Below are 25,312 nucleotides of genomic sequence, written 5' to 3'. Positions count from 1 at the left end.
GCTTTCTCATCGCCGATTCTAATTGCCGCGTAGTGCAGGGAACGCATGCTCATCGTGTCGCTGCTGGCGGGAATCAAGCCGGTCATTGAAGAACCGTTTCCGTCCGCCGAACAAATCTGGGCCATCGGCGGAGCCCTGCTGGCTTTGTGGTTCTTTGCGATCGGCGCATCGGTCGGCAGTTTCCTCAACGTCGTTGTCTATCGCCTGCCGCTCGGTCTCAGCCTGAGCAATCCCGGCTCGCGCTGCCCGCGCTGTTTGCATCCGATCCGGTTGCAACACAATTTGCCGATTCTCGGCTGGCTGATGCTCCGTGGCCGCTGCGCCGATTGCCAACTGCCCATTTCGCCGCGCTACCCGCGCGTGGAATTTCTACTGGGCGTGATCTTTCTGATCGTCGGTGGAATGGAAGTGCTCAGCAACGGGTTGAATTTTCCGCGGCCCACGCCGGGCACTGCGCGAAATGTGCTAACCACGCTCGAATCGAAACCGCTCGGCGCCGCCGCGGCGATGCATCTCGTGCTCATTGCCACGCTGGTTTGCGGCGCACTGATCGAGTTCGACCGCCAACTGATTCCCAAACGACTCGCCTTGCCAACGATCTTGTTCGCGATTGCTGCTTCGCTAACCTGGCCCGCGCTTCATCCGATCGCTGCGCTCGACTTGCTCAACGCGACCCACAGATTGCATTTCGTGGATTTGCCCAATCCCAGCCGCTGGATCCTGCAGTCGCCGTTAATCGATATCGCTCTCGGCGGAATGGCTGGCTTGCTCGCGGCTGGGCTGATCAAGTTCACGATTGGTTCGCGACAATGGCTGTGGTCGCGCTACGGCAGCATTATCGCGCTGCTGTGGATTGCCATCGGCGTTGTTTTCGGCTGGCAACTCATTCCGCTGCTGCTCGCCGCTTGGTCGATCCTGCAAATCAGCATCTCGGGTGATGCTGAAAAGTTGTCGATTCATCCCATCCGTGACCTGGCCCTTGTCACGCTATTGGCAATGCTCACGTGGCGGTGGATCGCCGTTTATCCGCAAGTCATCAATCCGTCGCTGATTGGTCAACTGAGTGCGTATGGCCTAGTGACGTTGCTCGCCATCGCACTTCTTTCCGTTGCAACGTTTCGCTTGCCCCGCGAATACGCATTTCCCCTGCCGATTATCGATGAAGCGTTTCAACCCACGCCGCCTGCGCCGCTGCCGGACGACGCAACTACAATCGAAGTATCTGCTCCCTCCCCCGACGAGCCTACCCTCTCATGACCGATTCTCCGCTCGATGCGATTCTCAGCAGCCCCAGTTACAAGCTGGCGAATGAAGACATTCCGTTTCTCGAACGCCCCGAGCTTCGGCCGGTGCGGATGCAGCTCGAGCTGCTCAAGCCAGAGATGCTGTTGACGGAAAATCAGATCGAGTCGACGATCGTCGTCTTCGGCGGCACGGCCATCGTCGAACAGGCCGCGGCCGATCTGCGTTTGCAAACGGCTGAGAACGCGCTCGCCGAACAGCCCGGTGATCCGCAGCGGCAGCGCGATGTTGAACGGGCAAAAGCAGTCGTGGAGAAGGCGAAGTATTACGAGCTCGCGCGCGAATTTTCGCGGATTGTCTCTTCCACCTGCCAGCTCGGCGGCATTTGCAACTATGTCGTGGTTACCGGTGGCGGGCCAGGAGTGATGGAAGCCGCCAACCGCGGCGCACACGACATCGGCTGCAAAAGCATCGGCCTCAATATCACCCTCCCGCAGGAACAAGCTCCAAACCCATACATCACGCCGGAACTCTGTTTTCAGTTTCGCTACTTCGCGATGCGGAAGTTTCACTTCCTGCTGCGCGCCAAAGCCCTCGTCGCTTTTCCCGGCGGCTTCGGCACGCTCGATGAGTTGTTCGAAGTTCTCACGCTCAAGCAAACCGGCCGCATGCAGAACATTCCCGTCATTCTCTTCGGCCGGAAGTTCTGGGATCGGATCATCAATTTCCAAGCGCTCGCTGACGAAGGGGTGATCGCCGATCATCACTTGAAGCTCATTCAATACGCCGAGACGCCGCTGGAAGCCTGGGAACAGATTCACGACTTTCATCGGTTGCGTGAAGAAGGTCGCATGGACTAGCGGCAGCAATCTTTGCGAGCGAGGAACGAATAGTCAGCATGAAACTCACCTGCCCCGATTGCCTGAAGCCGGTTCCTGCTGCCGATGTCAACATTCAGCTCGGCGTGGGAAAGTGCCTGTCGTGCAATTCGGTTTTCAGCCTCGTCGATCAAGCGGGCCGGCCGATCATCAACTTGCGGAGCAGTCTCCCCATCGCGGCGCCGCGGCATTGGCGGGTTGATGATTTTGGCCCCGACCTGTCAATCGGCTGGCGGTGGTACACACACGCCATTTGGTTCCTCGTCTTCTTCGCAATTTTTTGGAACGGCTTTTTGCTCGCGTGGTACACGTTCGCGATCGGCGCGTTCCTAAAAGGAGGAGGCTGGTTCGCGGTGATCCCAATCGTCTTTCCAATGCTGCATCTCCTTGCCGGCATCGGCATGATTTATTGGATCCTGGTCACGTTCATCAACCGCACGGAAGTAAGAATCGCGAGCGGCGAATTAAGCGTGTATCAAGGGCCATTGCCGACCTGGGGCAACAAGCGAATTTCGGTCTTCGAGATCAGTCAGCTGTTCGTTACTGAGCAGTGCCACCATCGCGACCACGGCTACGCGTACAGCTATAACCTCAACGTCCTGCTCAACAGCGGCGAGCGGATGAGCCTGCTTTCGAGCATTTCAGAGCCAGCCGATGCCCTCTATCTGGAGCGAACGTTGGAACAACGGCTGCAAATTGTCGATCAGCGCGTGGCCGGCGATTGGGTGGGTTGATCGCTCACGAAGCGCAGCGAAAAGAGACAACTGCGGCCTCGGTAGCAGGTTCGGAGCGAACCAACGGGCTGCCAGCGTCGTAATCCAAGCATAGCGGTGCACGCGTTAAGCTGGGCAATGCCGGCCGGCTTTGTCTACTAAGCCGGTTGAGCGGCGGCAGCAAGCCGTTATACTGTGGCACTTTAAGCAGGGACGCAACTCCCGCCAATCGTCGCGGCAACTGTGTATTCACAGCTGGAAGCTGGCACTGGAAATCCACCAGCCAGCTGACCGCAACGGTTCGTTTCCTCCCCCCGGTTGTCAGGTAACAGGTCGATGACTGACCCACAAACGAAGAGCCGAGCCAGCGAGCCTGCGATGATCGAGGCCGTTGGTCTCAGCAAGTTCTATGGTGCGTTCGCCGCCGTGAACAACGTTTCCTTTCGCGTGGCGAAGGGGGAACTGGTTGCCTTTCTCGGGCCAAACGGCGCCGGCAAAAGCACCACGATGAAGCTCCTCACCGGCTACCTTTCGCCCTCCGAAGGCGTGGGCCGCATCGCTGGGCACGACATGGCGACCGATCGCCTCGCCGGCGCTGAAAAGCTCGGCTACCTGCCGGAAAATGGCCCGCTCTATCCCGACATGACTCCGTTTTCGCTGCTTGAGTTCTTCGCCGATGCTCGCGGCATTGCCGGCAAACGAAAGGCCGATCGCATCGATGCGGTGATCGATCTCTGCATTTTGTCGAGCGTCGTACACAAGCCGATCAGCAAATTATCGAAGGGTTTCCGCCAACGCGTCGGCATGGCTCAGGCCCTGCTGCACGAACCCGATGTGCTGATCATGGACGAACCGACGGCAGGTCTCGATCCGAATCAAATTTTGGAAGTGCGTCGGACGCTACGACGAATCAGCGAGACGAAGACAATTCTCCTCTCGACGCACATCTTGCAAGAAGTCGAAGCGATCGCCAGTCGCGTGGTGATGATCAACGAAGGCCGCCTGGTTTACGACGGCAGCGTGAAGGATCTCGATCGCGATGGTCAAGGACTCGATGCCGCTTTCCATCGGCTGACGCGCACCGCGGCAACGGAAGGCTAGTTGGTCCGCCGGATCAACAATAGGGTCCGGCCGACGCACCAAATACAAGCAACTCTCAGCGAATTGATTGGCAGAACGGATAGATATTCATGGGCACCATCCTGTTGCAACTGATCATCCTCCTCATCATTGATGTGGCGTTTATCGGCCTGCTGGCCTTGCTCCTCGTGCCACTGGCCTCTTTCAACAAGGCTTCGTTTGCGCTGGTCAAACGCAACGTCTTCGGTTACTTCAGCAATCCGACGGGCTATGTGTTCCTCTGCTTGTTCGTATTGCTTACGTCGGCTTGCTCGTTTTGGCCCGATAAATTTTTCACGGCCAATCTGGCCAACCTCGATGTTCTCAGCAGCTACATGCCGCTGATTCTGCTGCTGTTCGTGCCGGCCATCACGATGAGTATTTGGTCCGAGGAACGCCGCTCCGGCACCGATGAATTGCTCCTCACGCTGCCAGCCACCGACGCCGAAATCGTCTGGGGCAAATACCTGGCCGCGGCTGCGATCTTTACGTTTTCGCTGCTATTCGCACAAGTTTCCAGCTTCATGGTGCTGGCGATGTTGTCGCTGGGCTCACTCGATATCGGTTTGATTTTTACCACTTACGTTGGCTACTGGCTGATGGGCCTGGCGATGATCGCACTGGGCATGATTGGCTCGTTCCTCACCAACAACATGACCGTGAGCTTTGTGCTCGGCATGCTGCTCAATTCGCTGTTGGTCGCCATTGCCTGGCTGGATCACGCGATTGCCGCCCCCGCCGTTGCCAACGGCGCGATGCGGTGGAGCCTGTGGTCGCAGTTCGATGACTTTGGCCGCGGCGTTATCAGCCTGGCCTCGATTTTGTATTTCACGTCGATCCTCGCCATCGGCATTTACGTGAGTGTGATCCTGATCGGCCGACGACACTGGTCGGGCCGTGGCCGCGATCAAACCCAATCCGAGTTGACTACGTTGACGATCGGCGTTTCGCTCGGCCTCGTGTTACTGGGATTGCTGTGCTTCCTGGGTACTACGCTCGTGAATCATCCGCGGTTCTTGCTCGCGCTTCAGTGGTCGGGGGCTGCTCTCCTTATCCTGTCGGTGCTCACCATCAACGCCAGCGCGATCATCAATGCCATGCAAGGCGGCATGCTCGGGCACTTCATGCTGCGGGTCGAATGCTTGATCATCGCCGGCCTCGGCCTGTGCTTTTATCTCTCGCGGCACGAAATTCTTCGTCAGGACATGACGCACGGCAGCGTCAGTTCGCTGTCGCCCGATACGATCAAATTGATTCGTGATTTGGATCCCAAGAAACAAGTCACCATCGACGCCTTCATCAGCGCCGACATGCCGAAGGATTTTATCCGCACTCGGTACAACCTAATTTCAAGCCTGAAGGAACTAGCCAGTTACAGCGGCGGCAAAATCAAAGTCCGCATGCACGACAACCTGGAAATGTTCTCGGAAGAAGCCGCCCGCGCCGAAAGTCGCTTCGGCATCAAGAAGCAGACCGTGCAGCTGCAAAGCCGCGAAAAAATGAGCCAGGAAGAACTGATCCTGGGGGCTGCTTTCACGTGCGGTCTGGAAAAAGTCGTCGTGCCGTTCTTCGGCCATGGCTTGCCGGTGGAATATGAACTGGTCCGTTCGATTGCCACGGTGGCCAAGGGCGATCGGAAGAAACTGGGCGTGGTAACGACCGACGCTCAGATGTACGGCGGCTTCTCGATGCAAGGGATGCAGCCGCGGCAAATTCCCAAGCAGCCGATTATCGACGAATTGGAAAAGCAGTATCGCGTTGAGCAAGTCGATCCGACCTCGCCGATCGAAGTGGGCAAGTACGACGCCCTGCTGATTGTCCAACCATCCAGCCTCGGCCCGCAAGAACTTTCAAACGTCGTCGATGCAGTTCGCCAGGGGCAGCCCTGTGCGATTTTCGAAGATCCGATGCCCAGCATCTTTGCTGGCGGCACGCTGGTCGGCACCAACGTCGACAAGCCGCCGCAAGGTGGCTTCATGGGCATGGGTGGTGGTCCGCCGCCGCCCAAGGGCGACATTCGCGCCCTGTGGGAAGTTCTCGGCATCAAGCCCATTGGTGACGCTGGCAATCCCGCCGCCAAGCCGCCGGGCAACATTGTCTGGCAGGCCTATAACCCTTATCCGCGGTTTACGCGGACTGGGCTCGGCCCTGAGCTGGTCTTCATTCGCGAGGAAGCGCCGGGAGCCAACAACGTATTCAACAAAGACGCGACGATGGTCGCCGGTATGGAAGAACTGTTGCTTCTGATTCCAGGCGCCATCGAAGAACAGATCGGCGCTAAGACGAAGCTCACGCCGCTCGTCTCGACGGCCAGTCGCAATACCGGCATGCTCGATTCAGCAGAGCTCCGCCGCTTGCAACAACAAGGGCGTCGCGCGCTGGAGAATAAGTTCGAAGAAACCCAGTCCGACAAACGCTACACGTTGGCCGCTGAAATCATCGGTCCCGATATCGATCCGCCGGCCGCGACTCCTGAAGTGAAATCCACCTCGGCCAAGGGTGACGACGACAAGAAGAAGGACGAAAAGTCCACCGAAGAGAAGAAAAAGCCTCGACACATTCACTGCGTGTATGTGTGCGACGTCGACATGCTTGACGGCTTCTTTCTGCAGAACCGCAACATGCCGAACGCTTTGTTCAACTTCCGCTTTGATAATGTGGTCTTCGCCCTCAACGCCATCGATCAGGCGGCCGGCGACGACCGCTTCCTTCGCATTCGCATCCGCAAGCCGCAGCACAGCACGCTGCGGATGATCGAGGAAAAGGTTTCACGCACCCGCGATGAGGAAACGAACACGCTCAAGAAATTCCAAGAGCAGTTCGACAAGAGCGTGAAAGATCTCGAAGCCGAGAAGGAAAAGGAAATCGCCGAGTTCAAGAAGGAACTCGAAGTGATGCGGAAGAAGCAAACCGAAGGCACGCTCGATGCCGCCCAAGTTGCTGATTTCCGCGAAAAAGAACGTCAGGCGAATGTCAAGGAAACGATCATCGATCAGCGGATCAGCGTGCGGAAGAAGCAGCTCGAGCAAGAGCTTGAGCGTTCGGCCGACGAACTCCGTCGTAAAGGCGATCGCGACATCGAATCGACACAGAACTCGGTGAAGATCGCTGCGACCGTGTTGCCGCTGATTTTCCCGCTCCTCATCGGCTTGTCGGTTTACGCCCAGCGCCGCGTACGCGAACGCGAAGGCGTGTCGAAATCGCGACTCCGTTACTAACGTTTCGTTCCGGCAATTCCCCAGATCTCAGCTCTTAGTTCCCAGCTCCCTCCTACTCCCATGAACGAACAAAATCGCACGATCATTCATGTTGCCATTGCCGCAGTGGTCGGCCTGTTGGTGGCCTATGAGGTGGGAAGCAACCTTGGCGGCACCGACACACCGGGGCCAAAGGTTGGCGCGACTCTTTTCCCCGACTTCAAAGATCCCCTTGCAGCCCAAAGCCTGAAGATCGTGAAGTTCGATGAGAAGCTCGGCCAAATGCAAGAATTCGAAGTGGCTGAAGTTAAAGGCCGCTGGGCAATCCCCTCGCAATCGAACTACCCCGCCGATGCGAAAGATCGGCTCCGAGATGTCGCTTCCACTCTCATCGATCTCAAGTCGATCGGCGTGGCGAGCGAAGTTGCTGAAGACCATCAACTGTACGGCGTGGTGGAGCCGGTGAAGGGACAGACCAAGGCTGGTGACCAAGGCGTTGGTGAGCTGGTTCTGGTGCGTGATAAGAAGGGTGACGACATCTTCAAGCTGATCGTCGGCAAAAAGGCCGCCGCCGAAGGTGACACGGGAACTTCGGTTCAGCGGTTTGTCCGCAAGCCAGGCGAAGACGTGGTCTGGGTGGCCGATATCGACATGACGAAGCTCCCCGTAGAGTTCGATCAGTGGATCGAAAAGGATCTGCTGCAGCTCAACGCTCTCGACGTCAGCAAGGTGACGCTCAAGGACTACAACGTCCTTTCGCCGCAAGGTGACGGCCGCTACGGCATCTTCCCACGCATGGAAGCTGCCGTTGCCTGGAACCCCGAGCTCGGCATCTGGAAGCTCGAACAACTTCAGCGCTACGCCCAAGGCAAAGCCGTTCCCGATGGTGTGACAGAGCAAGAAGAGCTCAACAAGACGAAGCTCGATGAACTAAAGACCGCCCTCGACGATCTGAAAATCGTCAACGTCAAGCGCAAGCCCGCCGGCATCGACAGCACCCTGACGATCAGTCAGGAGCTGATGAACAACCGCGACGGCTTGGTCTCTCTGCAAGAGCTCGGCTTTTTCCCGACCGGCGAAAAAGACGGCAAGCTGGAGATCGCGTCCGCCAATGGCGAAGTCATCATCGACATGAAGGACGGCGTGCAATACGTCCTCCGCTTCGGCAATGTCTCCAGCGATGAAGCCAGCGTGGTGAAGGGGCAACTCAACCGTTATTTGTTCGTCAGTGCTCAGCTGGCCCCGGACGTTCTCACCACACCGACGCTGCAACCCGAACCTGCCGGACCAGAAGCACCCAAGCCAGCCGAAAACAAGTCGGGTGGTGGCGGTGCAGACCAGGCCGAAGAGCCCAAAGTTGACGGCCCGAAAGATCCGCCGCCCGCAACGACGGTGCAAGATCCGCCGAAGACGGATACTCCCAAGCCGGGCCCGCCGCCGATGGTCGATCCGGCTCAAGCCGCCATCGACAAGATCCGCAAGGAAAACCGCCGCAAGATGGAAGAGTGGGAAGATCGCAAGAAGAAGGCGACCGGCCGCGTTAACGAACTCAATGCTCGTTTCGCCGATTGGTATTACGTCATCTCGGAAGATGTGTACAAGAAGGTCCACCTCAGCCGGGCCGACATCATCAAGGAAGCCAGCGGTGCGAAGGACGAAGGCTACGGCATCGACGCCTTCCGCAAGCTCGAGACCGACGGCATTAAGCAGATCATTCCGAGCAACCCCGGCGGCGGTCCTGGTGCCCCTGGCATGGGCGGTCCCGGCGGTTTCAATCCAGCTGGCATGCGGGGCTTTGCTCCTTAGTTGCCGGTTACCCAAGTTTTCGGCTCACCCATGCCCAATATTCCCGCAATCCAAGCCGCACTTCGCGAGTTTGGTTTCGACGCTTGGTTGCTCGGCGATTTTCGCGGCAGCAACATTCTCGCGCGGCGGATCCTGGGCATTCCCGATGACACGATGGGCTCTCGCCGCTGGCATTATCTCATCCCGGCCAGCGGTGAACCTCGCAAGCTCGTGCATCGCATCGAATCGGCGATGCTCGATCATCTGCCGGGCGATAAAACCATCTATCTGAAATGGCAGGAGTGGGACGCCGGTGTCACGCAGCTCGCGTCGCAGGGCAAACGGATTGCGATGGAGTATTCGCCTCGCAATTGCAATCCGTACATATCGCGAGTCGATGCCGGCACGCTCGAAGTAGTCCGTGCTGCCGGCGCCGAAGTCGTTTCCTCCGGCAATCTCATCCAGCTCTTCGAAGCCACCTGGGACGACGATCAATGGCGCATGCATCTCGAAGCGGCAAAGCATACCAACAGCGCCTACGACCGCGCGTGGCAATTCATCGCCAGTGAAGTGCGCTCGCACGGCAGCGTGCGTGAGACTGCCGTCCAACAGCTCATCATGGATCACTTCGCCGAGCACGGGTTGACGACCTATCATCCGCCGATCGTCGGCGCGAACGCTCACAGCGGCGATCCTCACTTCGAAACGTGCGCGGCCACCGATGTTGCGATTCGCGAGGGTGATTTCGTCTTGATCGATCTCTGGGCGAAGCTGAATCAGCCACGGGCTGTGTATAGCGATCTTACGCGAGTTGGTTTTGTCGGAACCACGGTGCCCGAGAAGTACGAGAAGATTTTTCAAATCGTCGCCGCTGCTCGCGATGCTGCGATCGCCAAGGTTCACGATCACGTCGGTCGCCGCGACCCTCTCGCTGGTTGGCAGGTCGATGCTGCCGCCCGCGAAGTTATCACTGCCGCCGGCTATGGTGACTATTTCGTTCACCGCCTCGGCCACAGTATCGGCCAGGAAGTTCACGGCAACGGCGCGAATATGGACGGCCTGGAAACGCGCGAGGACCGCCTGGTCCTGCCGCGCTGTTGCTTCTCGATTGAACCCGGCATTTACCTGCCCGAGTTCGGCGTCCGCAGCGAAGTCGATGTCTTTGTCGACGCCAACTACCAGGTGCACGTCACCGGCGGTGAGCTGCAAACCAGCGTGGTGCCAATTCTGCGATAACAGCGAACCCACTGCGTCAATCGCGCGTCGTTACCAGCATGATCGCTGCCCTTGACGTTCAGTACGCGGATGAAAAACAGCAAGCCACGGCTGCTGCCGTGGTCTTTCGCGAATGGTCCGCAGCTTCGTCGATCGCAGAACACACCATTCTTTGCGAGCACGTGCAGCCGTACGTTCCTGGCGAATTTTTCCGCCGCGAGTTGCCTTGCTTGCTCGCGGTGCTGAAAGAAACTCAATCGCCGCTGGAAGCCATCCTGATTGACGGCTTCGTCGATCTGGGCGACCGCCCTGGATTGGGCCGGCATCTGTGGGATGCACTTGCCAACCAGACACCAATCATCGGCGTGGCAAAAACGGCCTTCCATGGCGCCGCGCCGGTTTCGATTCTCCGCGGCGAAAGTCAGTCGCCGCTGTTCATCACGACTGTCGGCATCGAAGCTGCTCTGGCGGCTGCATACATTCGGCAGATGGCCGGTCCCTATCGCATTCCTGATCTGCTGCGCCGCGTCGATCAACTCGCGCGGCAACCAAATCCAACTCCCCAGTAACTACGGAGGGGGCATCGTAAACCGCTGACGAGCCCAGGTCGCGGGAACTTCAAAGTCCTGCGCGGTCTTTTGCTTCGGCAGATCGACGCTCATTTCATAGGGAGCCATGATCGGCGCGCCATTGAGCGCTGCGTCGTTGCCGTTTCCGTCGTAGGCTTCGATTCGCACGATGGTCGGTCCGCCGGTGACTCCTTTGCCACCTTCGACGCGCGTGTCGAACTTGCCGCTTTGAATGCGAGCCCGTCCCTGCGGGCCGGAGTTTTGCTCGGCGCTGTTCGGCGTGAAGATCACCCAACCATCCGGAATTGGATTGCCGGCGAACGTCGCCAGGCCGCTGACCTGATACGTTTTCGGACCGCTCTGACCGCAGCCCGTCAGGAGCAACGGCAACGCAAGAGCAATGAGCCAGGAAAAAGAAGAAGCCGTTTTCATTTGTTTATTCTCCGTCTGCTGATGGATTTGAAGATTATTCGAAGACCCGCACTTCACCGCCGTCGCGGCTCGAGCTGCTGTAGAGCACGGTGAGGTCAACGCTCTCGGTGATGAACCGCGTGCTGCCATCGACGATGCCGAACTGAGCGCCGCCCGGGTGATGGCTTCCCATGGCGACATCGGTGCCGGCATTCACCGTGGCCTGATTGTTGATGCTGTTGGCGATGTTCTTGCAACTGGTGCAGCCATACGTGCTGGAGTCGTTTCCGCAGCCGCGATTCCAACCACGATAGAACGTAGCGTTGGCAGCTTTCCCCCACGACAGTTCGCCGACCATGATCGTATTGCTCGTGCCATCGGTAATTTCACGGAACGACACACCCGCGCCCGGCCCGAGCACGCCTTGTTTCGAGTAACCACCCGTGGAGGCATTCGAAGTCCACTCATAGGGCGAAGTCGTGCCCGGAATATTGCCGTGCGGCCCCATGTTGCCGACGTAGCCCACGCAGTCCCAACCCGCATCGGCGCCGGTCGCTTTCAACATGATCTGGCTGGGGCAGCGATAAAACTTCGGCATCCCGTTCTTGTTCGCTTGGTTCGTCGCGCTGTTATAGCTCTCTTGAATCGCGAACTTCTCATACAGCGAGGTCTGCTCGATGTATGGCAAAATGTGCACGTGAAACGCAAGGCCAGCCGTGCCTGCAAAGAAACCATTGCCGGGGAGTGCGCCGCGGGTGTCGTGATGATTGTGCAGAGCCAGGCCCATCTGCTTGATATTGTTGGAGCATTGAGCACGACGGGCCGCTTCGCGAGCGGCTTGCACCGCTGGCAGAAGCAACGCGACGAGCACACCGATAATGGCGATCACGACCAGCAACTCGACGAGTGTAAAACCGCGACGGCAGGGAGAGGACCGATGCATGGCAAACTCCGAGGAAGAGAAAGTACAAAGTTCGATCTGATGCTTTTAAATGTAGAACTCCCCCAGAAATGACCAATCACGCGTTTGCGTGACTGCCGCCAATATTTTTTCCCAAAGGGCTGATCTGCAAATCACTCGCGCGTCCCGTATGATGAAACCCAGCGAAAAACGCTGCGTTTGCAGCTTTTCGCGGCTCCTCTCTCCGCGGTAGCGATCTCTCTCATGACCAGGCCGCAGCTAGATTTCGTAACACTCGGCGCTACGTTGCTGCTCTGTTGTGGGGGCAATGTCGCGTTCGCTCAGTCCAATTCGACCAATATCGCGCAGCGATTCTCGCGAACGTTCAGTCCGACTGTGCGGAACTTGCTCGGCGACAATGACCAGATCCAGCAACGGCTGTCGCGGTTGCCGAAACTCGATCTGCAATACAATCTGCGCGCGGGATTTCACAGCCGTTATGCCAAGTCGCCCGCTGAAGTGCAGTGGGTGCAAGTCGACCTGGGCGCTAACATGCCGATCGAACAAATCGCGCTGATTCCGGCCTGCGTGCAGGTCGAAGACCAACGCATGCCGGCGTTCGGTTTTCCCGCCGAGTTTCGCGTCGAAGCGGCGCAGGATTTTGATTGCCGCGAATCTCAGTGCTGTTTGATTCGCGCAATGATGTCGTGGAAGAGCGCGCCGGTTATCCGCTACTCATTTCTACCACGCAGGTTTCCGCGCGCTACGTGCGTGTCACATGCTCCAAGCTCGCCTCGTACGACGGCAATTGGTTTTTCGCACTGAGCGAGCTGATGGTGATCGGGCAGAATCGCAACCTGGCCTGTTGGCGGCCGGTCGCTTCATCAGGTGCGATCGAAACCGATCTGCGGTGGAGTGCGACCTATCTTGTCGATGCAATTTCCGCGCTGCCGAGTCCCAGCGGTTTGACGGTCAGCCCGACCGATGGTTATTTGTCGGCGCCGCACGAAAAGGTGGATGAACCGGCCTGGCTGGAGATCGACCTGGGCGAAGTGTTGCCGATCGATGAAGTGCGAATGTATCCCGCCCGGCCGCAGGATCAGCCCGATGCACCGGGCTGGGGATTTCCGTCGAGCTTTGTGCTGGAACTGCTGCGAGGAAAGGACGATCCCGAACCGCAGCCGATCTATGATTTTTCGCGCGGCGAGTTGCGACATTGGTTGCACAGCGCGCTCGTGGTGCCGGTTGGATCACGGGCTTATTTTTCGCCGAGTCCGCCCAGCCTGCATGCCACAGATCCTCGCACCGAGTTGCCGGTGGACCCGATATCGGCTCGCTATGTTCGGCTGCGTGTGGTGCGTCACGATACCCGTAGCCAGCCTTATGTGCTCGCGCTAGCCGAGGTGGAAGTGTATGCGGGCGGCAAGAACGTTGCGGCGGGGAAACCGGTGACGGCGAGCAGCGTCGATCGTGACCACGGCAAGCGGTGGGGATTGGCCTATGCAACCGATGGCTTCGACAGTCGGCGGGAATTGATCGAGCTACCGGAATGGCTGTCGCTAATCGAAGAACGTCGCACCCTGGAATTGCGCTCGCGCGACATTCAAAGCGAAGTCGCAAAACTTGCGGAAATGATCTGGCAACGTTTTCTGCTCGGCAGTGGTTCGTTGCTCGCGGTGGTCGTGGGTACGGCGGGCGCTTATCACTTTCGCTTGCGACTCGCCCACCGCCAACAAACCGCTCGGCTGCGCACGCAGATCGCGAGCGACCTGCATGACGACATCGGCAGCAATCTGGGAACGATCGCACTCCTGTGCGAGTCGCTCGCCAGTCAGCCGCTGTCTTCTGAGCAAGTTGAAACGGTGCGGGAGATTCGCGAAATTGCCGTGGAAACCGGCGATGCGATGCGCGACATCATTTGGATCATGGGGCCACGCGAAACGAGTCTGCAGGACTTCATCGTGCGGTTGCGGCAAATCGCGCCGCGGTTGCTGCCGCAGCAAGAGTTCGAATTGCAATGTGCCGACAACTTGCCGGCGCAGCGTGTGTCGCTCGTCTGGCGGCGAAATGTCTTTTTGTCGCTCAAGGAATTGCTGCACAATATCGCCAAGCATGCTGGTGCTCAGGAAGTGAAGATGGCAATCGGGGTTGAGCGAAAGACGCTCGTCATCGATCTCAGCGACGATGGACGCGGCTTTGGTGAGTCGCCGAATCGCGGCGGCGGGCTGGGGCTGCAAAGCGTGCGGCGACGACTCGAGGAACTCGGTGGCGCGCTGGAGGTGACTTCGGCCGCTGGCGACAGCGCGGCCTTTCAATTGCGCGTGCCGCTAAAGTGATTGCGGGAGCAAAGCATGAGCAATGACAAACCAGTTCGCGTTTGGCTCGTCGAAGACAACGAGCGATTTCGCCGCACCCTCCGGCGTTCGATGGAAACTCTGGCCGGCATCGATTGCTCGGCCGATTTCCCGAGCCTGGAAGCGGCCTTCGCGCAGCTGGAGCAACCAGCCAAGCCCGACGTCATCTTGCTCGACATCGGTCTGCCCGGCGTGAGTGGCATCGCTGGTTTGCCGAAGCTGAAGCAGCTTGCGCCGGCGGCGAAAGTAGTGATCCTCACCGTATTCGACGATCACGAGCGCGTCTTTCAAGCCGTCTGTGCTGGCGCCGACGGTTATTTGCTGAAAACCTCTTCGATCAACCGGGTGGAAGAAGCGGTTCGCGAAGTAGCGGCCGGCGGCGCATCGATGAACCCCGACATCGCCCGCAAAGTGCTCGATGCCCTGACGAATCAGCGCAAGAAGCCTGCCGACGAAGAGCTCAGCGAACGCGAGCAAGAAGTGCTGCGGCTCGTCGTGGAAGGGTTAACCAAGAAGGGAATCGCGGGCAAGCTCGACCTGAGCACGCATACCGTCGATTCGCACTTGCGCAACATCTATCAGAAGTTGCACGTCAACAACCGTTCGGCCGCGGTGGCGGCGGCCATGCGCGATGGCTTGGTGTGATTCGCCTTATTCGCCGGCGAGGACCATGGCCGCTGCGCCGCCGAATTCATTCTGGCTGAGAATCAGGGCAGACTTCTTCTCCACCGCCAGCGATTGATCGCGCACGACGTTCACCGGGCAAGCGGGATCGGCCTCTTGATAATTGAGCGTTCGCGGCACCCGGCCATGCTGCAGGGCGAGAACGCTGGCGATCAATTCCACCGCGCCGCTGCTGCCGCCGAGATCGCCGAAGTAACTCTTCGGCGCGGTAACGGGAATATTGCCCAGTTCCGCGTGAATTGCCTGGGCTTCGATCTGGTCGCCATCGATCAGGCCGCCGGCGTTTGCATTCACATGGCCGATATCACTCTTCGACAAGCCAGCCGATTTCAGCGAGGCATTGATTGACGAACGAATGGCAGCGCCTGTCACCACTCGACCGCAGGTGCCTGGTTCGTTGCGACTCGCAAAGCCGGCAATGCGGGCCAGAATCTTTGCACCGCGGCGCTCGGCGTGCTCGCGACTCTCGACCACAAGCAGGCCGGCTCCTTCGCCGTACAAGCTGCCGTCACGACGGCGGTCGAACGGCTTGAGGGCTTCCGCTGGTGGTCCCTGCCATGTGCTGAGATGTTTCCAGCCGCGGAACAGTGCGCCACTGAAGGTAACACGGGCGCCACTGCCACCGGTGAGCATCACGTCGGCATGGCCGCGTTCGATGACCATCGCCGCTTCTTGAATGGCCAGCAGGCTCGACGTGCCGCCCTGCACGATTGTATTGTTCGGACCGCGGGCGTCGTTGACGATGCCGATGTGGCAGGCCGGCATGTTCGGCAGGTACTTGAGCATCCAGAGGGGAAACAAGTCCTTCATCGCGTTCGGCGTCCAATCGCCCGCGTCGAACACGCCGTCGTGCATCGAGTGCCGATAGGTGTCGAGCAGCTCATCCATGTCGCCGTAGAACATTTCGCTGCCGAGAACGACGCCCATCCGCTGCGGATCGAACTGATCCTTGATGAGCGCGGCATCCTGCATGGCGATGATGGCCGCCGCATAAGCCGCTTGAATCTCGCGGCACATCACCTTGATGGTCTTCCGCGGCTGCACGTATTGCTTGGCGTCGAAGTCGGTAAAGAGACCAGCGAGGCGGAGCGGAACCTCGCGAGCATCGGCGAGCGCCGGAACGAGTTGAATGCCGCTCTGACCTGCTTCGAGCGCAGCCCAGAACGCATCCCGACCAATGCCAATCGGGCTCACCATCCCGATGCCCGTGATCACCGCTTCGCGTTTCATCGCCTAACGTCGTGTTGTGCGGTGCAGACCCGCTAGGTACGTGTTACTTCGTTCAAACCACCTAGCATAACCGAGGGGGCGAATGCGCGAAAGGCAGAACTGAATGCAGAAGTGAGAATGCAGAACGCAGAATGCCGTTATTTTCGACACATTCTGCATTCTGCGATCTGCATTTTGCATTTCTTACTGCCGGCGCGGCGGACCACCGGGGCCGCCAGGGCCAGGACCACCAGGTCCACCTGGGCCTTGTCCGCCGGGGCCACCCGGTCCAGGACCGCGACGACCACCGCCGCTGTCGCGATCCGATTTGCCCACGCCCTTCAGCGCGTCGGCTGCTTCCGGTTCGGTCGCGGTGCGACCAAGCACGATATCGAAATTGGCCAGCAGTTCACCGAATTTCGAACCCTTGATCGGCGTAAACGCCGTAGTCACCGACTTCTGGCCGGCAGCATCCAGACTGCGATACAAACCATCGCGGGCGTTTCCGGCATGACCGTCGATAAAGAGCTGCGAGGTAAAGACCCGTTTGCCGCCGCGGCTCACGCCGACGTGAATGTGCGGGGTGCGGCCTGGATAGGCGACCGGCTTGATCGTGCGGAAGTAGTAGCCACCTTTGCTGTCGGTCAGAAAGCGGCCGTAACCCTGAAAGTTCTTATCGCGTTTGGCGGAGTTATCGGTGCCGGAGTGGAGATAAGCGCCGCTGTTGTCGACCTGCCAGATTTCAATGAACGCGTTGCGAATCGGCTCGCCCGACGAATCGACAATCGTCCCCTGCAGGTGCGTGATCTCACCGACGGCCGGGGTGATGGCATCGTTGATAATCAGCAGATCGTTGTCGGTGTCGAGGGGCAGCTTATCGGGATAGAAGGGCCCTTCCATCATTCCTGCCGTGGGTTGCAACTCGGCAGCAAACGCCCCGGGCGTGGCAAACATCGCCGCCGCAAACGCCGACTGAGCCAAAAAACGCCGCCGCGAGGAAAAGAGATCGAGATTCATAAGGGCCTCGTGAGTGGGGAGACAATACGATCCAGCAACGGAGTGAACCATCCCAACGCCGGCAAGTATCGCAAAATTGCACTTCGCTGGCGAATTACGGCAAGCCGTGTGGGACAGCCACATTCTAGGGGCTGATTCTCTTCTGGGACGAATTCGTGACGCGGATGTTACAAGAATCGGCAGTGCGGAGCGAATCCAACTGCATGTCATTTGGTCGAAAAATCCGGCTAGATCACGCCCTGCGACGAGATCCTGCCTCTCGCTGGCAGGTGCCTCTCTTCTTTCACTGCATGTGCGGTGCTTTGATGGCGGTCATCCTCTTTTGCGAGGCCGCCCCCGGAAGAGAAGCCCCCAAAGAGCCGTTGCTCGTGCTGATTGGCGGCCTGTGGGTGCTCGTAGGCGTGGCTACCGAACTGTCGATGAGGTTCTCGCAGAGCTTCGAGCTGCAACTTCTGCCGGGCGGAGTCCGCCTCAAATCCTGGTGGCGCGACGAATTGCTCATCGAACCTGAAGTTGTCGGTGGTCGAATTCGGCTAACTGACGAAATCACGCTCCGCGAGGGGAAGAAGCGAGCGACGATCTGTCTCGGTTGGTTTACCGATCGAAGAATAAGGGCCGCGATCGTCGAGCACTGCAGCCAATTTCTGACGAACGAACAACAAGCTGAATTCGGCAGGGATTGGTCAACTCGCTATCACAGGTTGCTAACTTGCCGAAAACCGACGAATCCTTATCACCTGCTTGTCTTCTATACGATCGTGTTTGCGATCGGCTCGGTCGTTTTGATGAGCTACATCGAATATGTCGTCGCCCAGGGTGCTACGACTGGTCCGCAGGGACATCATTTGCGTTGGGCCTACGCGGGCTGGCTCGTGGCCTGCCTCTTCTTCGGCGGTTTGACACGATGCCATTTTTGCTTGCCGGGACCAGCGAAGAAGCTCGTTAACGATTAACCTCGAACAGCAAGTTCCGCATTCAACCACAACCTCGCATGTCTCACGGCCGCCAACTTCGTTTCGACGAACTTCTCAGGCAGCATCCGGGGATGCGCTGGAATGCGCAACTTATCTTTAGTGCTTATGTCGCTCTAATCGCGGCCAGCGTCGCCTTTGGCACTCAGGCACAGACGCCCGTAGAACGCCTGCGCGCTTTGCTGTGGCTCAGCGGAATGTGGGTCGTTGGCACCGTTGGAATGGAATTGCTCTTACGCTCCAGGCTTGCTTTCGAGTTGCACCTGCTCCCTGGAGCTGTGCGATTAAAAACCTGGCGGCGGAATATCTTGCTCATCGAACCCGAGATCGTAGGCGGTTGCATTGATGAGTTTCGAAATCAAATCAAATTGCGCGCCGGAGCTCAGACGGCCACGATTCGCTTGGGCTGGTTCTCGCGGCGAGGATCTGAGCGCGCAGCCATCGTCGAGCATTGCAGCCAGTTTCTAACGGCGGAGCAGCAAGCTGAATTCGGACCAAAATGGGCGGAGCAGTACTACCAACTTCTCACTCCGCGAAAACCGCCGCAGCCGCAAAAGCTGAATCCCTGGCACACGCTGCTGGCCCTCGCGCTCGGCTACGCGTTTACAACGAGCGTTTTGGCCTACAACCTAGAATACTGCATCCAAAACGGGCTCACGCACACAACCAGCGGGATGCACCTTCGCTATTGCCACTTGATCTGGTTCGGCGTGTACACGCTCTTCGGCTGTCTCATAATTCCGCTCTACGTAGCGGAATCATGGAAGAGTCGCCGGGAGAACGATCAGCTCTTGATCTCAAAAATCGCTTCCACTTCAACAGCCGCACCAGTCGGCAGTGCGGCGAATCCAAGCGCCGAGCGGGCGTGATAGCCGTCGGTGGTCTTGCCGAAGATTTCGTGGAAGAGGTCCGATGCGCCGTTGATTACCAGGTGTTGGTCGGTGAAGCTCGGCGCCGAATAGACGCAGCCGAGCACCTTGAGCACACGCAAGCCGTTCAGCGTGCCGTGGGCTTGATGCACCGAACGGAGAATCTTCACCGCGCACTCGCGGGCCGCCTTGTAGCCCTCATCCACGGTCAAGCCGGTCCCGAGCACGCCCTTGGTATCGCTCACGTGACCCGAGGTCATCAGCTGGTTGCCGGTCTTGATGCACATGTTGAGGTAACCAGGTGCCTGCTCGGTAAACGTGATGCCGAGCGACTGAGCTTTTTCGGTGGGAGTCATGGCGGACTTTCTATGAATGAATCGGGACCAATGCGCAACGCATTGTAAAGCAAGTCCACGCAGGTCAGGTACGGCACTCCGTCCCTGACCTTTGCCACGACATTCGTACTAGCCCAAGATCTGCGACAGCGCATCCACCGCGGCCCGCGCCCTTTCCAACCCGCCGATCTGATCCACGAACTTCTTCACCTGGATAAGTTGCTGCAGACTGTCGACGGGAACTGCCATTGGCTTGCGACCTCGTTTGCCGATATTGCCGCCTTTCTTCTTGGCGTTAGACAACACGGTGCTGACGAATTGAGCAGAGATTTCAAAACCGGATTTGCCCAATGCTTCGGCGATCTCTTTCGGGCTGGCGGTTGGATTCGCAGCTTTGTAGTCGCGGATGGCGGCGGATTTGTTACCAGAGTTAGCTTTGCGGACCATTTGATTAATACTCCAACGTGATACGGGTAATTAATCCACAGTAGTTAGCAAGCAGCGACTCGGTCTATTGGTCAATCGGGTGGTAGGCATATAAGAGCAATCAGCTGTGGCGAGGGAGCTGCACACAAGTCCCTTCAAACGGAACGCGAGGAGCAATTGGGTTAGAACCGTTTGATCATTCAAATACCTTTACATTCCGCCTGTAATTTTGATCCTCTAATAATCAAATGAGCAGAATTTTGTTCGCTGTGCGGTTTTGGCGCAGAGGATGCAAGACAACCTTTGTCATCTTGCAACGGAGTCGTCAAAATTCACCGCCGAGAAAATTGCGGTTGCCCGTCATGCCGACAAGCCCCCCATCGCAGCGACGAACGCGGAGCCTGCCTTCGCCAAAAACTCCCGGACCGCGAATCTGAGATTCGTTGGCAACGCCTGGATCTCCTTCTGCCGCGGCCCGTTCGATGCCCCCTAAGCGCCCGCCGCTGCGTTGCTACAATACCGAATTGCTCGCCATTCCTCGATTTTGATGGGTGCCGATGTCTACCACTTCTTCCGCCGCGGGTTTGCCCGGCGTTCCGGGTATTGCGGCCGAACGGGTGCTGGTGCTGGATTTTGGGTCGCAATATGCCCAATTGATCGCCCGGCGGGTTCGTGAGAATCATGTCTACTGCGAAATCGTTCGCCACAATATCACCGCGGAGCAGGTGCGAAAGCACAATCCGAAAGGGCTGATTTTTTCGGGCGGACCAAACAGCGTGTACGAGCCCGGCGCGCCCAAGTGCGACCCGGAACTCTTCAAGCTGGGCATTCCGGTCCTCGGCATTTGCTATGGCATGCAGCTCGCGTGCGATACCCTCGGGGGCAAGGTCGACTCAGCGCCAGCCCGCGAATATGGCCGGGCTCGCGTGCAGATCACCGAGCATGGCGATCTGTTTGCCGGCGTGCCGGCTTCGCTCGATGTCTGGATGAGCCACGGCGATCAAGTCAGCCGCGTCTCGGACGATTTCATTCCGCTGGCGAAGACAAGCACTTGCCCCATCGCTGCCGTGCGGCATCGTTCGCTGCCGGTGTATGCGATGCAGTTCCACCCGGAAGTGACGCACACTCCGATGGGGAGTCACATCCTGCACAACTTCCTGATGAACGTCTGCGGCTGCAGCGGCGCGTGGAAGCTCGGTGACTTTGCTCGCGAAACCATCCAAAAGATGCGCGATCAAATCGGCAATGGCCGAGTGATCTGCGGCTTGAGTGGCGGTGTCGATTCGGCCGTTACAGCAGCGCTGCTCTATCAAGCGATTGGCTCGCAGCTGTCGTGCATCCTGGTCGACAATGGTTTGCTGCGCAAAGACGAACAGGCCGCCGTGATCGCTGAGTTCAGCGGGCACTTCAAAACCGACTTGCATGTCGTGGAAGCAGAAGCGGAGTTTTTGCAGACGCTGGCGGGCATCACCGAACCGCAAGAAAAACGTCGCCGCATCGGCCATTCGTTTATCGATTGCTTCAAGCGCGAAGCGTCGAAGATCAAAGATGTCGAGTTCCTTGCTCAAGGAACACTCTATCCTGACGTGATCGAAAGCGGCGCCGCCGTCGATGGTCCCGCCGCGACGATCAAGCTGCATCACAACGTCGGTGGCTTGCCAGCCGAGCTAGGTTTTAAGCTGGTCGAACCGCTGCGTGATTTGTTCAAGGATGAAGTTCGCCGCCTCGGGCTCGAACTCGGTTTGCCGGAAGATCTTGTCTGGCGGCATCCTTTCCCGGGCCCTGGCCTGGCGGTTCGTTGCCTCGGCGAAGTGACGCGGCCCAAGCTCGATGTGCTTCGAGAAGCCGACGCCATCATGATCGAAGAGATCAAGGCGGCGGGGCTGTATCGAACCACCTCGCAGGCTTTCGCGGTGCTGCTGCCGGTGCAAAGCGTGGGCGTGATGGGTGATGCCCGCACCTACGAAAACACGGTCGCCCTCCGCTGCGTGAACACCGATGACTTCATGACCGCCGACTGGACTCACCTGCCGTACGAAGTGCTGGCCCGCATCAGCACGCGGATCATCAACGAGGTGAAGGGCGTGAACCGCGTGTGCTACGACATCAGCAGCAAACCACCAGCGACGATTGAGTGGGAATAGCTTTCTTCGTAGGTCAGACCATTGGTCCGGCCAAGCAGCGGCGACAGGCTCCGTTCGTCATCTCCAGGCAACGGAGCCCTGGGTTATATTATAACAGGTTATTGCTTTTCATTTGCGATGTAACGATCTATTGTTGAATAGGTTACGCCGAATAACTGCGATTCTCGTATAACCTTTTATAACACCCACTAATGGGTGGGTTGCAAGGTTCTTCAGATTCCTTGCCCAGTTCGCAGCGTCGGCGTATTCTCGCCAAGCTTCCTGGTTTACGCCGGAGCATTTGAGCTGACCCGGGCGAGCTTATCCGGGTTGCGGATCATGAAGATGCGCTGGATTCGGCCGTCGCGAATGTCGGTTGCCATGATCGTGGCCAGCTTGTCATCGGCATACATCGCATAGCCGGGCATGCCGTTGACGCGACAGAGGGCCACGCGTGCGTTCGCCGGCATTTTGCGGAAGATGCCGAGGAAGAACCGGCCGATGCGATCGCCGCCAAGAATCGGCGCCAGGGCCGCTGTGGCTTTGCCGCCGCCATCGCTGAGCATCACGGCGTCGTCGTGCAGCAATTGCACGAGGCCATCGAGATTGCCCGTCGAGCAAGCCGAGAGGAATTGATCGGTGATCCGCTGCACATCGTCGGCCGAGGCTTCGAAGCGCGGCCGTTCGGCTTGCACGTGCGCTTGGGCTCGGCTGACCAGTTGCCGGCAAGTCGGTTCCGACTTCTCGAGAATCCGCGCGATCTCGCTGTAGTCGTAATCGAACATCACGCGCAGCAAGTACGCGGCCCGCTCGGCCGCCGAGAGTGATTCCAGCACGTGCAGCAGCGCAAGCGAGACGGTTTCGGCCATTTCCACAGGCTCCGGATGGCCAAGGTCGAATTCCACAATCGGCTCCGGCAACCACGGCCCGACATACGTTTCCTTGCGGGCCTCGATCTCGCGCCGACGGTCGATGCACAGCCGCGTGACCATCGTCGAGAGAAATGCCCGCGGCGAACGAACGTCGTCGCGCTCCGTGCGGTTCCAGCGGAGAAACGCTTCCTGCAGCACATCGTCGGCATCGGCGCGCGTGCCGAGAATGCGATAGGCGAGGCGCGACAAATGGTCGCGCTGCTCTTCGAAATCAGTCAGGAGTTCAGGCATATTGCAACTTCGCTGGAGCGGGCTTCGGTTGAAATTGTAACACGCGGTCGGCGGCTTCTTCGGCGCTCGCAGCCGAGGCATCGGCGAGTTGGCCGCGCGGGCCAACCCAATCGCCGGCGACAAACACGCCGGGAGTTCCCAGCACATCGACGGCAGGCCGGCCCTTCAGTCCGCCCACTGCTGCCTGCGGCACATCCGGCGCGACGAGCATCGACGGCAAGTAGCGCCGCGTGTGAACCAGGCTTCGCCAACCCGGCTGCACCTGGTCGAGAAACTTCTCCAGTTCCTGTTCGATCACGGGACCCGATTCACCCGCCGATAGATACTTCGCGACGTGAATCACTGCCAAACCTTCCGGGCCAAGTTCGGCAACCGCCGAGTGGACCGAGAAGTAATACGCATGATCAACGCCCAGCGCGAATCGATGCTGCGGCCGTGGTAGTTTCGTGAGTGCGATATCGAGACAGGCCGCGCGAACGGGCCGGGCATTCGCCGTCCACTGTGAGAGCGAATGTTCCTTCGGCAGCGCGAGCAGCTCGGCGACTTTCTGCGGACCAACGGCGAGCACCGCAGCGCCGGAGGAAAGCATTTCGCCATTCGTCAGTTGCAGGCTCACGCCATTCGCATCGGGCCGAACAGCAACCACGTGCGCGGCCGAGCGAACCTTCGCACCAGCGGTTACGGCAACGGCTCGCAAGTTGTCGATCAGCGTCTGCCAACCGTGATCGATGTACCACACGTTGCCCAGGCCCATGATGAACTGATCGAGCGCGGCGCCGGCCGAGTAATGCTCCATGTCGGCGGCATAACTCGTCAGACGAAACATCGTGCAGAGGAATTCCGCCAACGTGCCGCGGCCGAAGCGGTCGTTGACCCACTCGCGCACGCTGGTGGATTGCAGTGAGCTCGTATCGATTTTCGGCAACTCGCTGAAGAACGACGACAGCCGCCATTTATCGCGCCAGCTGAGCAATCCCGTCAGCAGCAAGTCTTTGAAGCCGCGCGGCAGGCGATAGTTGCGTTCTCGATAGACAGCGAGCCCCGTCCCCGGATTGGGAAAGTGTCCACTAAATGGCACCTCCATTTCGCGGAGCAAGCGAAACGCATGGCCATGACAATACAGCGCGTGAGGCCCGAGATTGAATTGAACGCTCGACACATCATTGGTCGCCGCACGGCCGCCGAGGTGCTTACTCTGCTCGAGTAAGACGACCGACTTTCCTGCGCGGGCCAGTTTCGTGGCGGCCATCATTCCGGCCAAACCGCCGCCGACGACGGCGACGTCGGTTCGCTTGGTTTCCTGTTGAGAATTGAACATGTCTGGTCTCCCTTTCCAAAAGTTGTGCTTCCGGAAATGAAGACGAACCCCGCGCGCCATTTGTGACACGGGCTGCCAAAGAAATCGCTGCCAAAGAAATCGCTGCCAAAGAAATCGTTAGGCAAGAAAAGAAAAAGGCTCGGTCGCGGGGAACGACCGAGCCTTCACAGGTGCTCAAGCAATGATCGACACGGGGATAGTCGATACACCGGCCGATGACCGGTTGCCGAGCGAGGGGTGGGCTATGTGTTGGTGGGGCCGGCGAAGCAAGCGGGCAACCAGTTCGCCGGTACACATAGGAATCGGCCGGGTGCCGGCCGCACAACCATGATTTTGAGAGCGGCCCCTACGCCCGGCACAGCCGGAACCAGCGGTACAAGCGGCAGGCGCGTCGCAAGCGCCAGAGTGTCGCGCACCGGCAAGGTTTAACAGTGGCGAATTTGCCAGCAGCAGCTAGCGAGCGAGTTCAGAGCGGTTAAGACCGGCAAAAGCCGAGACTGCGACAATCAGCGAGGCAGGCCGATTTGAATCTCGGAGCGCAACTCAAGCTCTGGAAACGAAAGCGAGTCGGACTGTGTACCTGCAGCGAGCGCTGGGGGAGCTTCGGGCGCGGGAGCAGCAGGAATTTCGGGATCGCGGGCGACGAAGCTCCCTTGGCAGTGGGTGCAGGCGAGCTGACGGCCGAGGTGCTCGATGCGGACGCGCAAATGCCGACCACACACGGGGCATTCTTGATAGAAAAAGTTCTTCATTGCCATTTGCGGGCTCCGTCACGCACTTCTTACCAGAGAGGTGGTCAATCAAATCAGCGTG

General features: G+C 58.8%; 23 protein-coding genes. 13 read left to right on the top strand and 10 right to left on the bottom strand.

From position 1 onward, the window contains the following. Nucleotides 1-45 precede the first annotated feature (45 nt). The 8 genes from M9Q49_RS13675 to M9Q49_RS13640 all read left to right on the top strand — a co-directional run bounded on the left by M9Q49_RS13675 (nucleotide 46) and on the right by M9Q49_RS13640 (nucleotide 10,718). Nucleotides 46-1,257: a prepilin peptidase gene (locus M9Q49_RS13675; RefSeq protein WP_254509315.1), complete on the top strand. Its 1,212-nt coding sequence runs from the start codon at nucleotides 46-48 to the stop codon at nucleotides 1,255-1,257. Next, nucleotides 1,254-2,102: an LOG family protein gene (locus tag M9Q49_RS13670; RefSeq protein ID WP_254509314.1), complete on the top strand. Its 849-nt coding sequence runs from the start codon at nucleotides 1,254-1,256 to the stop codon at nucleotides 2,100-2,102. Before M9Q49_RS13675 ends, M9Q49_RS13670 begins: the two co-directional genes overlap by 4 nt. Nucleotides 2,103-2,140: 38 nt before the next feature. Continuing rightward, entirely contained in the window at nucleotides 2,141-2,854 is a 714-nt protein-coding gene (locus tag M9Q49_RS13665) for a hypothetical protein (RefSeq protein WP_254509313.1), read from the top strand. 357 nt (nucleotides 2,855-3,211) lie between these two features. Continuing rightward, nucleotides 3,212-3,934, top strand: coding sequence for an ABC transporter ATP-binding protein (locus M9Q49_RS13660; protein ID WP_390844814.1), 723 nt, complete (start codon nucleotides 3,212-3,214; stop codon nucleotides 3,932-3,934). Between the two features lie 89 nt (nucleotides 3,935-4,023). Continuing rightward, on the top strand, nucleotides 4,024-7,170 hold the full coding sequence (locus M9Q49_RS13655) for a DUF7088 domain-containing protein (protein WP_254509311.1): 3,147 nt from the start codon (nucleotides 4,024-4,026) through the stop codon (nucleotides 7,168-7,170). A 60-nt stretch (nucleotides 7,171-7,230) separates the two neighbouring features. Next, nucleotides 7,231-8,955, top strand: a complete 1,725-nt coding sequence (locus M9Q49_RS13650; protein ID WP_254509310.1) for a DUF4340 domain-containing protein — start codon at nucleotides 7,231-7,233, stop codon at nucleotides 8,953-8,955. A gap of 30 nt (nucleotides 8,956-8,985) precedes the next feature. Next, nucleotides 8,986-10,170 carry a M24 family metallopeptidase gene (locus M9Q49_RS13645; RefSeq protein ID WP_254509309.1) on the top strand — a complete coding sequence of 395 codons (1,185 nt, stop codon included), beginning with the start codon at nucleotides 8,986-8,988 and terminating at the stop codon, nucleotides 10,168-10,170. Next, entirely contained in the window at nucleotides 10,167-10,718 is a 552-nt protein-coding gene (locus M9Q49_RS13640) for an endonuclease V (protein ID WP_315861201.1), read from the top strand. The genes M9Q49_RS13645 and M9Q49_RS13640 overlap by 4 nt, the downstream gene beginning before the upstream one ends. Here the strand turns inward: M9Q49_RS13640 and M9Q49_RS13635 are convergent, their stop codons facing one another. Further along, on the bottom strand, nucleotides 10,719-11,150 hold the full coding sequence (locus M9Q49_RS13635) for a hypothetical protein (protein ID WP_254509307.1): 432 nt from the start codon (nucleotides 11,148-11,150) through the stop codon (nucleotides 10,719-10,721). Between the two features lie 34 nt (nucleotides 11,151-11,184). Further along, nucleotides 11,185-12,072 (bottom strand): DUF1559 domain-containing protein, encoded by an 888-nt coding sequence (locus M9Q49_RS13630; RefSeq protein ID WP_254509306.1) that lies wholly within the window; start codon nucleotides 12,070-12,072, stop codon nucleotides 11,185-11,187. Nucleotides 12,073-12,294: 222 nt separating this feature from the next. On the opposite strand from M9Q49_RS13630, the gene M9Q49_RS13625 reads away from it, so the two are divergent. The 3 genes from M9Q49_RS13625 to M9Q49_RS13615 are packed head-to-tail and all read left to right on the top strand — an operon-like array spanning nucleotide 12,295 to nucleotide 15,029. After that, entirely contained in the window at nucleotides 12,295-12,855 is a 561-nt protein-coding gene (locus tag M9Q49_RS13625) for a hypothetical protein (RefSeq protein WP_254509305.1), read from the top strand. Beyond that, nucleotides 12,798-14,366 (top strand): sensor histidine kinase, encoded by a 1,569-nt coding sequence (locus M9Q49_RS35755; RefSeq protein ID WP_254509304.1) that lies wholly within the window; start codon nucleotides 12,798-12,800, stop codon nucleotides 14,364-14,366. Before M9Q49_RS13625 ends, M9Q49_RS35755 begins: the two co-directional genes overlap by 58 nt. Nucleotides 14,367-14,381: 15 nt before the next feature. Further along, on the top strand, nucleotides 14,382-15,029 hold the full coding sequence (locus tag M9Q49_RS13615) for a response regulator (RefSeq protein ID WP_254509303.1): 648 nt from the start codon (nucleotides 14,382-14,384) through the stop codon (nucleotides 15,027-15,029). A gap of 6 nt (nucleotides 15,030-15,035) precedes the next feature. On the opposite strand, the gene M9Q49_RS13610 is transcribed toward M9Q49_RS13615, so the two are convergent. Then, the gene (locus M9Q49_RS13610; RefSeq protein WP_254509302.1) at nucleotides 15,036-16,298 is read right to left on the bottom strand and encodes a beta-ketoacyl-[acyl-carrier-protein] synthase family protein; all 1,263 of its coding nucleotides are present in this window, start codon (nucleotides 16,296-16,298) and stop codon (nucleotides 15,036-15,038) included. Between the two features lie 183 nt (nucleotides 16,299-16,481). Beyond that, nucleotides 16,482-17,294, bottom strand: a complete 813-nt coding sequence (locus M9Q49_RS13605; RefSeq protein WP_254509301.1) for a protocatechuate 3,4-dioxygenase — start codon at nucleotides 17,292-17,294, stop codon at nucleotides 16,482-16,484. A gap of 305 nt (nucleotides 17,295-17,599) precedes the next feature. On the opposite strand from M9Q49_RS13605, the gene M9Q49_RS13600 reads away from it, so the two are divergent. Then, nucleotides 17,600-18,247 carry a hypothetical protein gene (locus M9Q49_RS13600; protein WP_254509300.1) on the top strand — a complete coding sequence of 216 codons (648 nt, stop codon included), beginning with the start codon at nucleotides 17,600-17,602 and terminating at the stop codon, nucleotides 18,245-18,247. 302 nt (nucleotides 18,248-18,549) lie between these two features. Here the strand turns inward: M9Q49_RS13600 and M9Q49_RS13595 are convergent, their stop codons facing one another. From M9Q49_RS13595 to M9Q49_RS13585, 3 genes are all read right to left on the bottom strand, one after another. Continuing rightward, nucleotides 18,550-18,717 carry a hypothetical protein gene (locus tag M9Q49_RS13595; protein ID WP_254509299.1) on the bottom strand — a complete coding sequence of 56 codons (168 nt, stop codon included), beginning with the start codon at nucleotides 18,715-18,717 and terminating at the stop codon, nucleotides 18,550-18,552. A gap of 332 nt (nucleotides 18,718-19,049) precedes the next feature. Continuing rightward, complete coding sequence (locus M9Q49_RS13590) at nucleotides 19,050-19,490, bottom strand: RidA family protein (RefSeq protein WP_254509298.1); 441 nt, start codon at nucleotides 19,488-19,490, stop codon at nucleotides 19,050-19,052. Between the two features lie 108 nt (nucleotides 19,491-19,598). Continuing rightward, the gene (locus tag M9Q49_RS13585; RefSeq protein ID WP_254509297.1) at nucleotides 19,599-19,916 is read right to left on the bottom strand and encodes a hypothetical protein; all 318 of its coding nucleotides are present in this window, start codon (nucleotides 19,914-19,916) and stop codon (nucleotides 19,599-19,601) included. A gap of 536 nt (nucleotides 19,917-20,452) precedes the next feature. Here M9Q49_RS13585 and guaA point away from each other — a divergent pair. Continuing rightward, nucleotides 20,453-22,039, top strand: a complete 1,587-nt coding sequence (guaA, locus tag M9Q49_RS13580; RefSeq protein WP_254509296.1) for a glutamine-hydrolyzing GMP synthase — start codon at nucleotides 20,453-20,455, stop codon at nucleotides 22,037-22,039. A 266-nt stretch (nucleotides 22,040-22,305) separates the two neighbouring features. Here the strand turns inward: guaA and sigJ are convergent, their stop codons facing one another. The 3 genes from sigJ to M9Q49_RS13565 all read right to left on the bottom strand — a co-directional run bounded on the left by sigJ (nucleotide 22,306) and on the right by M9Q49_RS13565 (nucleotide 25,257). Then, on the bottom strand, nucleotides 22,306-23,181 hold the full coding sequence (gene sigJ / locus M9Q49_RS13575; RefSeq protein WP_254509295.1) for an RNA polymerase sigma factor SigJ: 876 nt from the start codon (nucleotides 23,179-23,181) through the stop codon (nucleotides 22,306-22,308). Beyond that, the gene (locus M9Q49_RS13570) at nucleotides 23,174-24,499 is read right to left on the bottom strand and encodes a phytoene desaturase family protein (protein WP_254509294.1); all 1,326 of its coding nucleotides are present in this window, start codon (nucleotides 24,497-24,499) and stop codon (nucleotides 23,174-23,176) included. The genes sigJ and M9Q49_RS13570 overlap by 8 nt, the downstream gene beginning before the upstream one ends. 506 nt (nucleotides 24,500-25,005) lie before the next feature. Next, a complete protein-coding gene (locus M9Q49_RS13565) occupies nucleotides 25,006-25,257 on the bottom strand; it encodes a hypothetical protein (protein WP_254509293.1) in 252 nt (83 codons plus the stop codon). Between the last annotated feature and the right edge of the window lie 55 nt (nucleotides 25,258-25,312).

The organism is Anatilimnocola floriformis (assembly GCF_024256385.1).
In the GTDB taxonomy this organism is placed as follows: domain Bacteria; phylum Planctomycetota; class Planctomycetia; order Pirellulales; family Pirellulaceae; genus Anatilimnocola; species Anatilimnocola floriformis.
The sequence above is the reverse complement of the archived record's forward strand: the minus strand, read 5'-3'. Positions and strand labels throughout refer to the sequence as shown.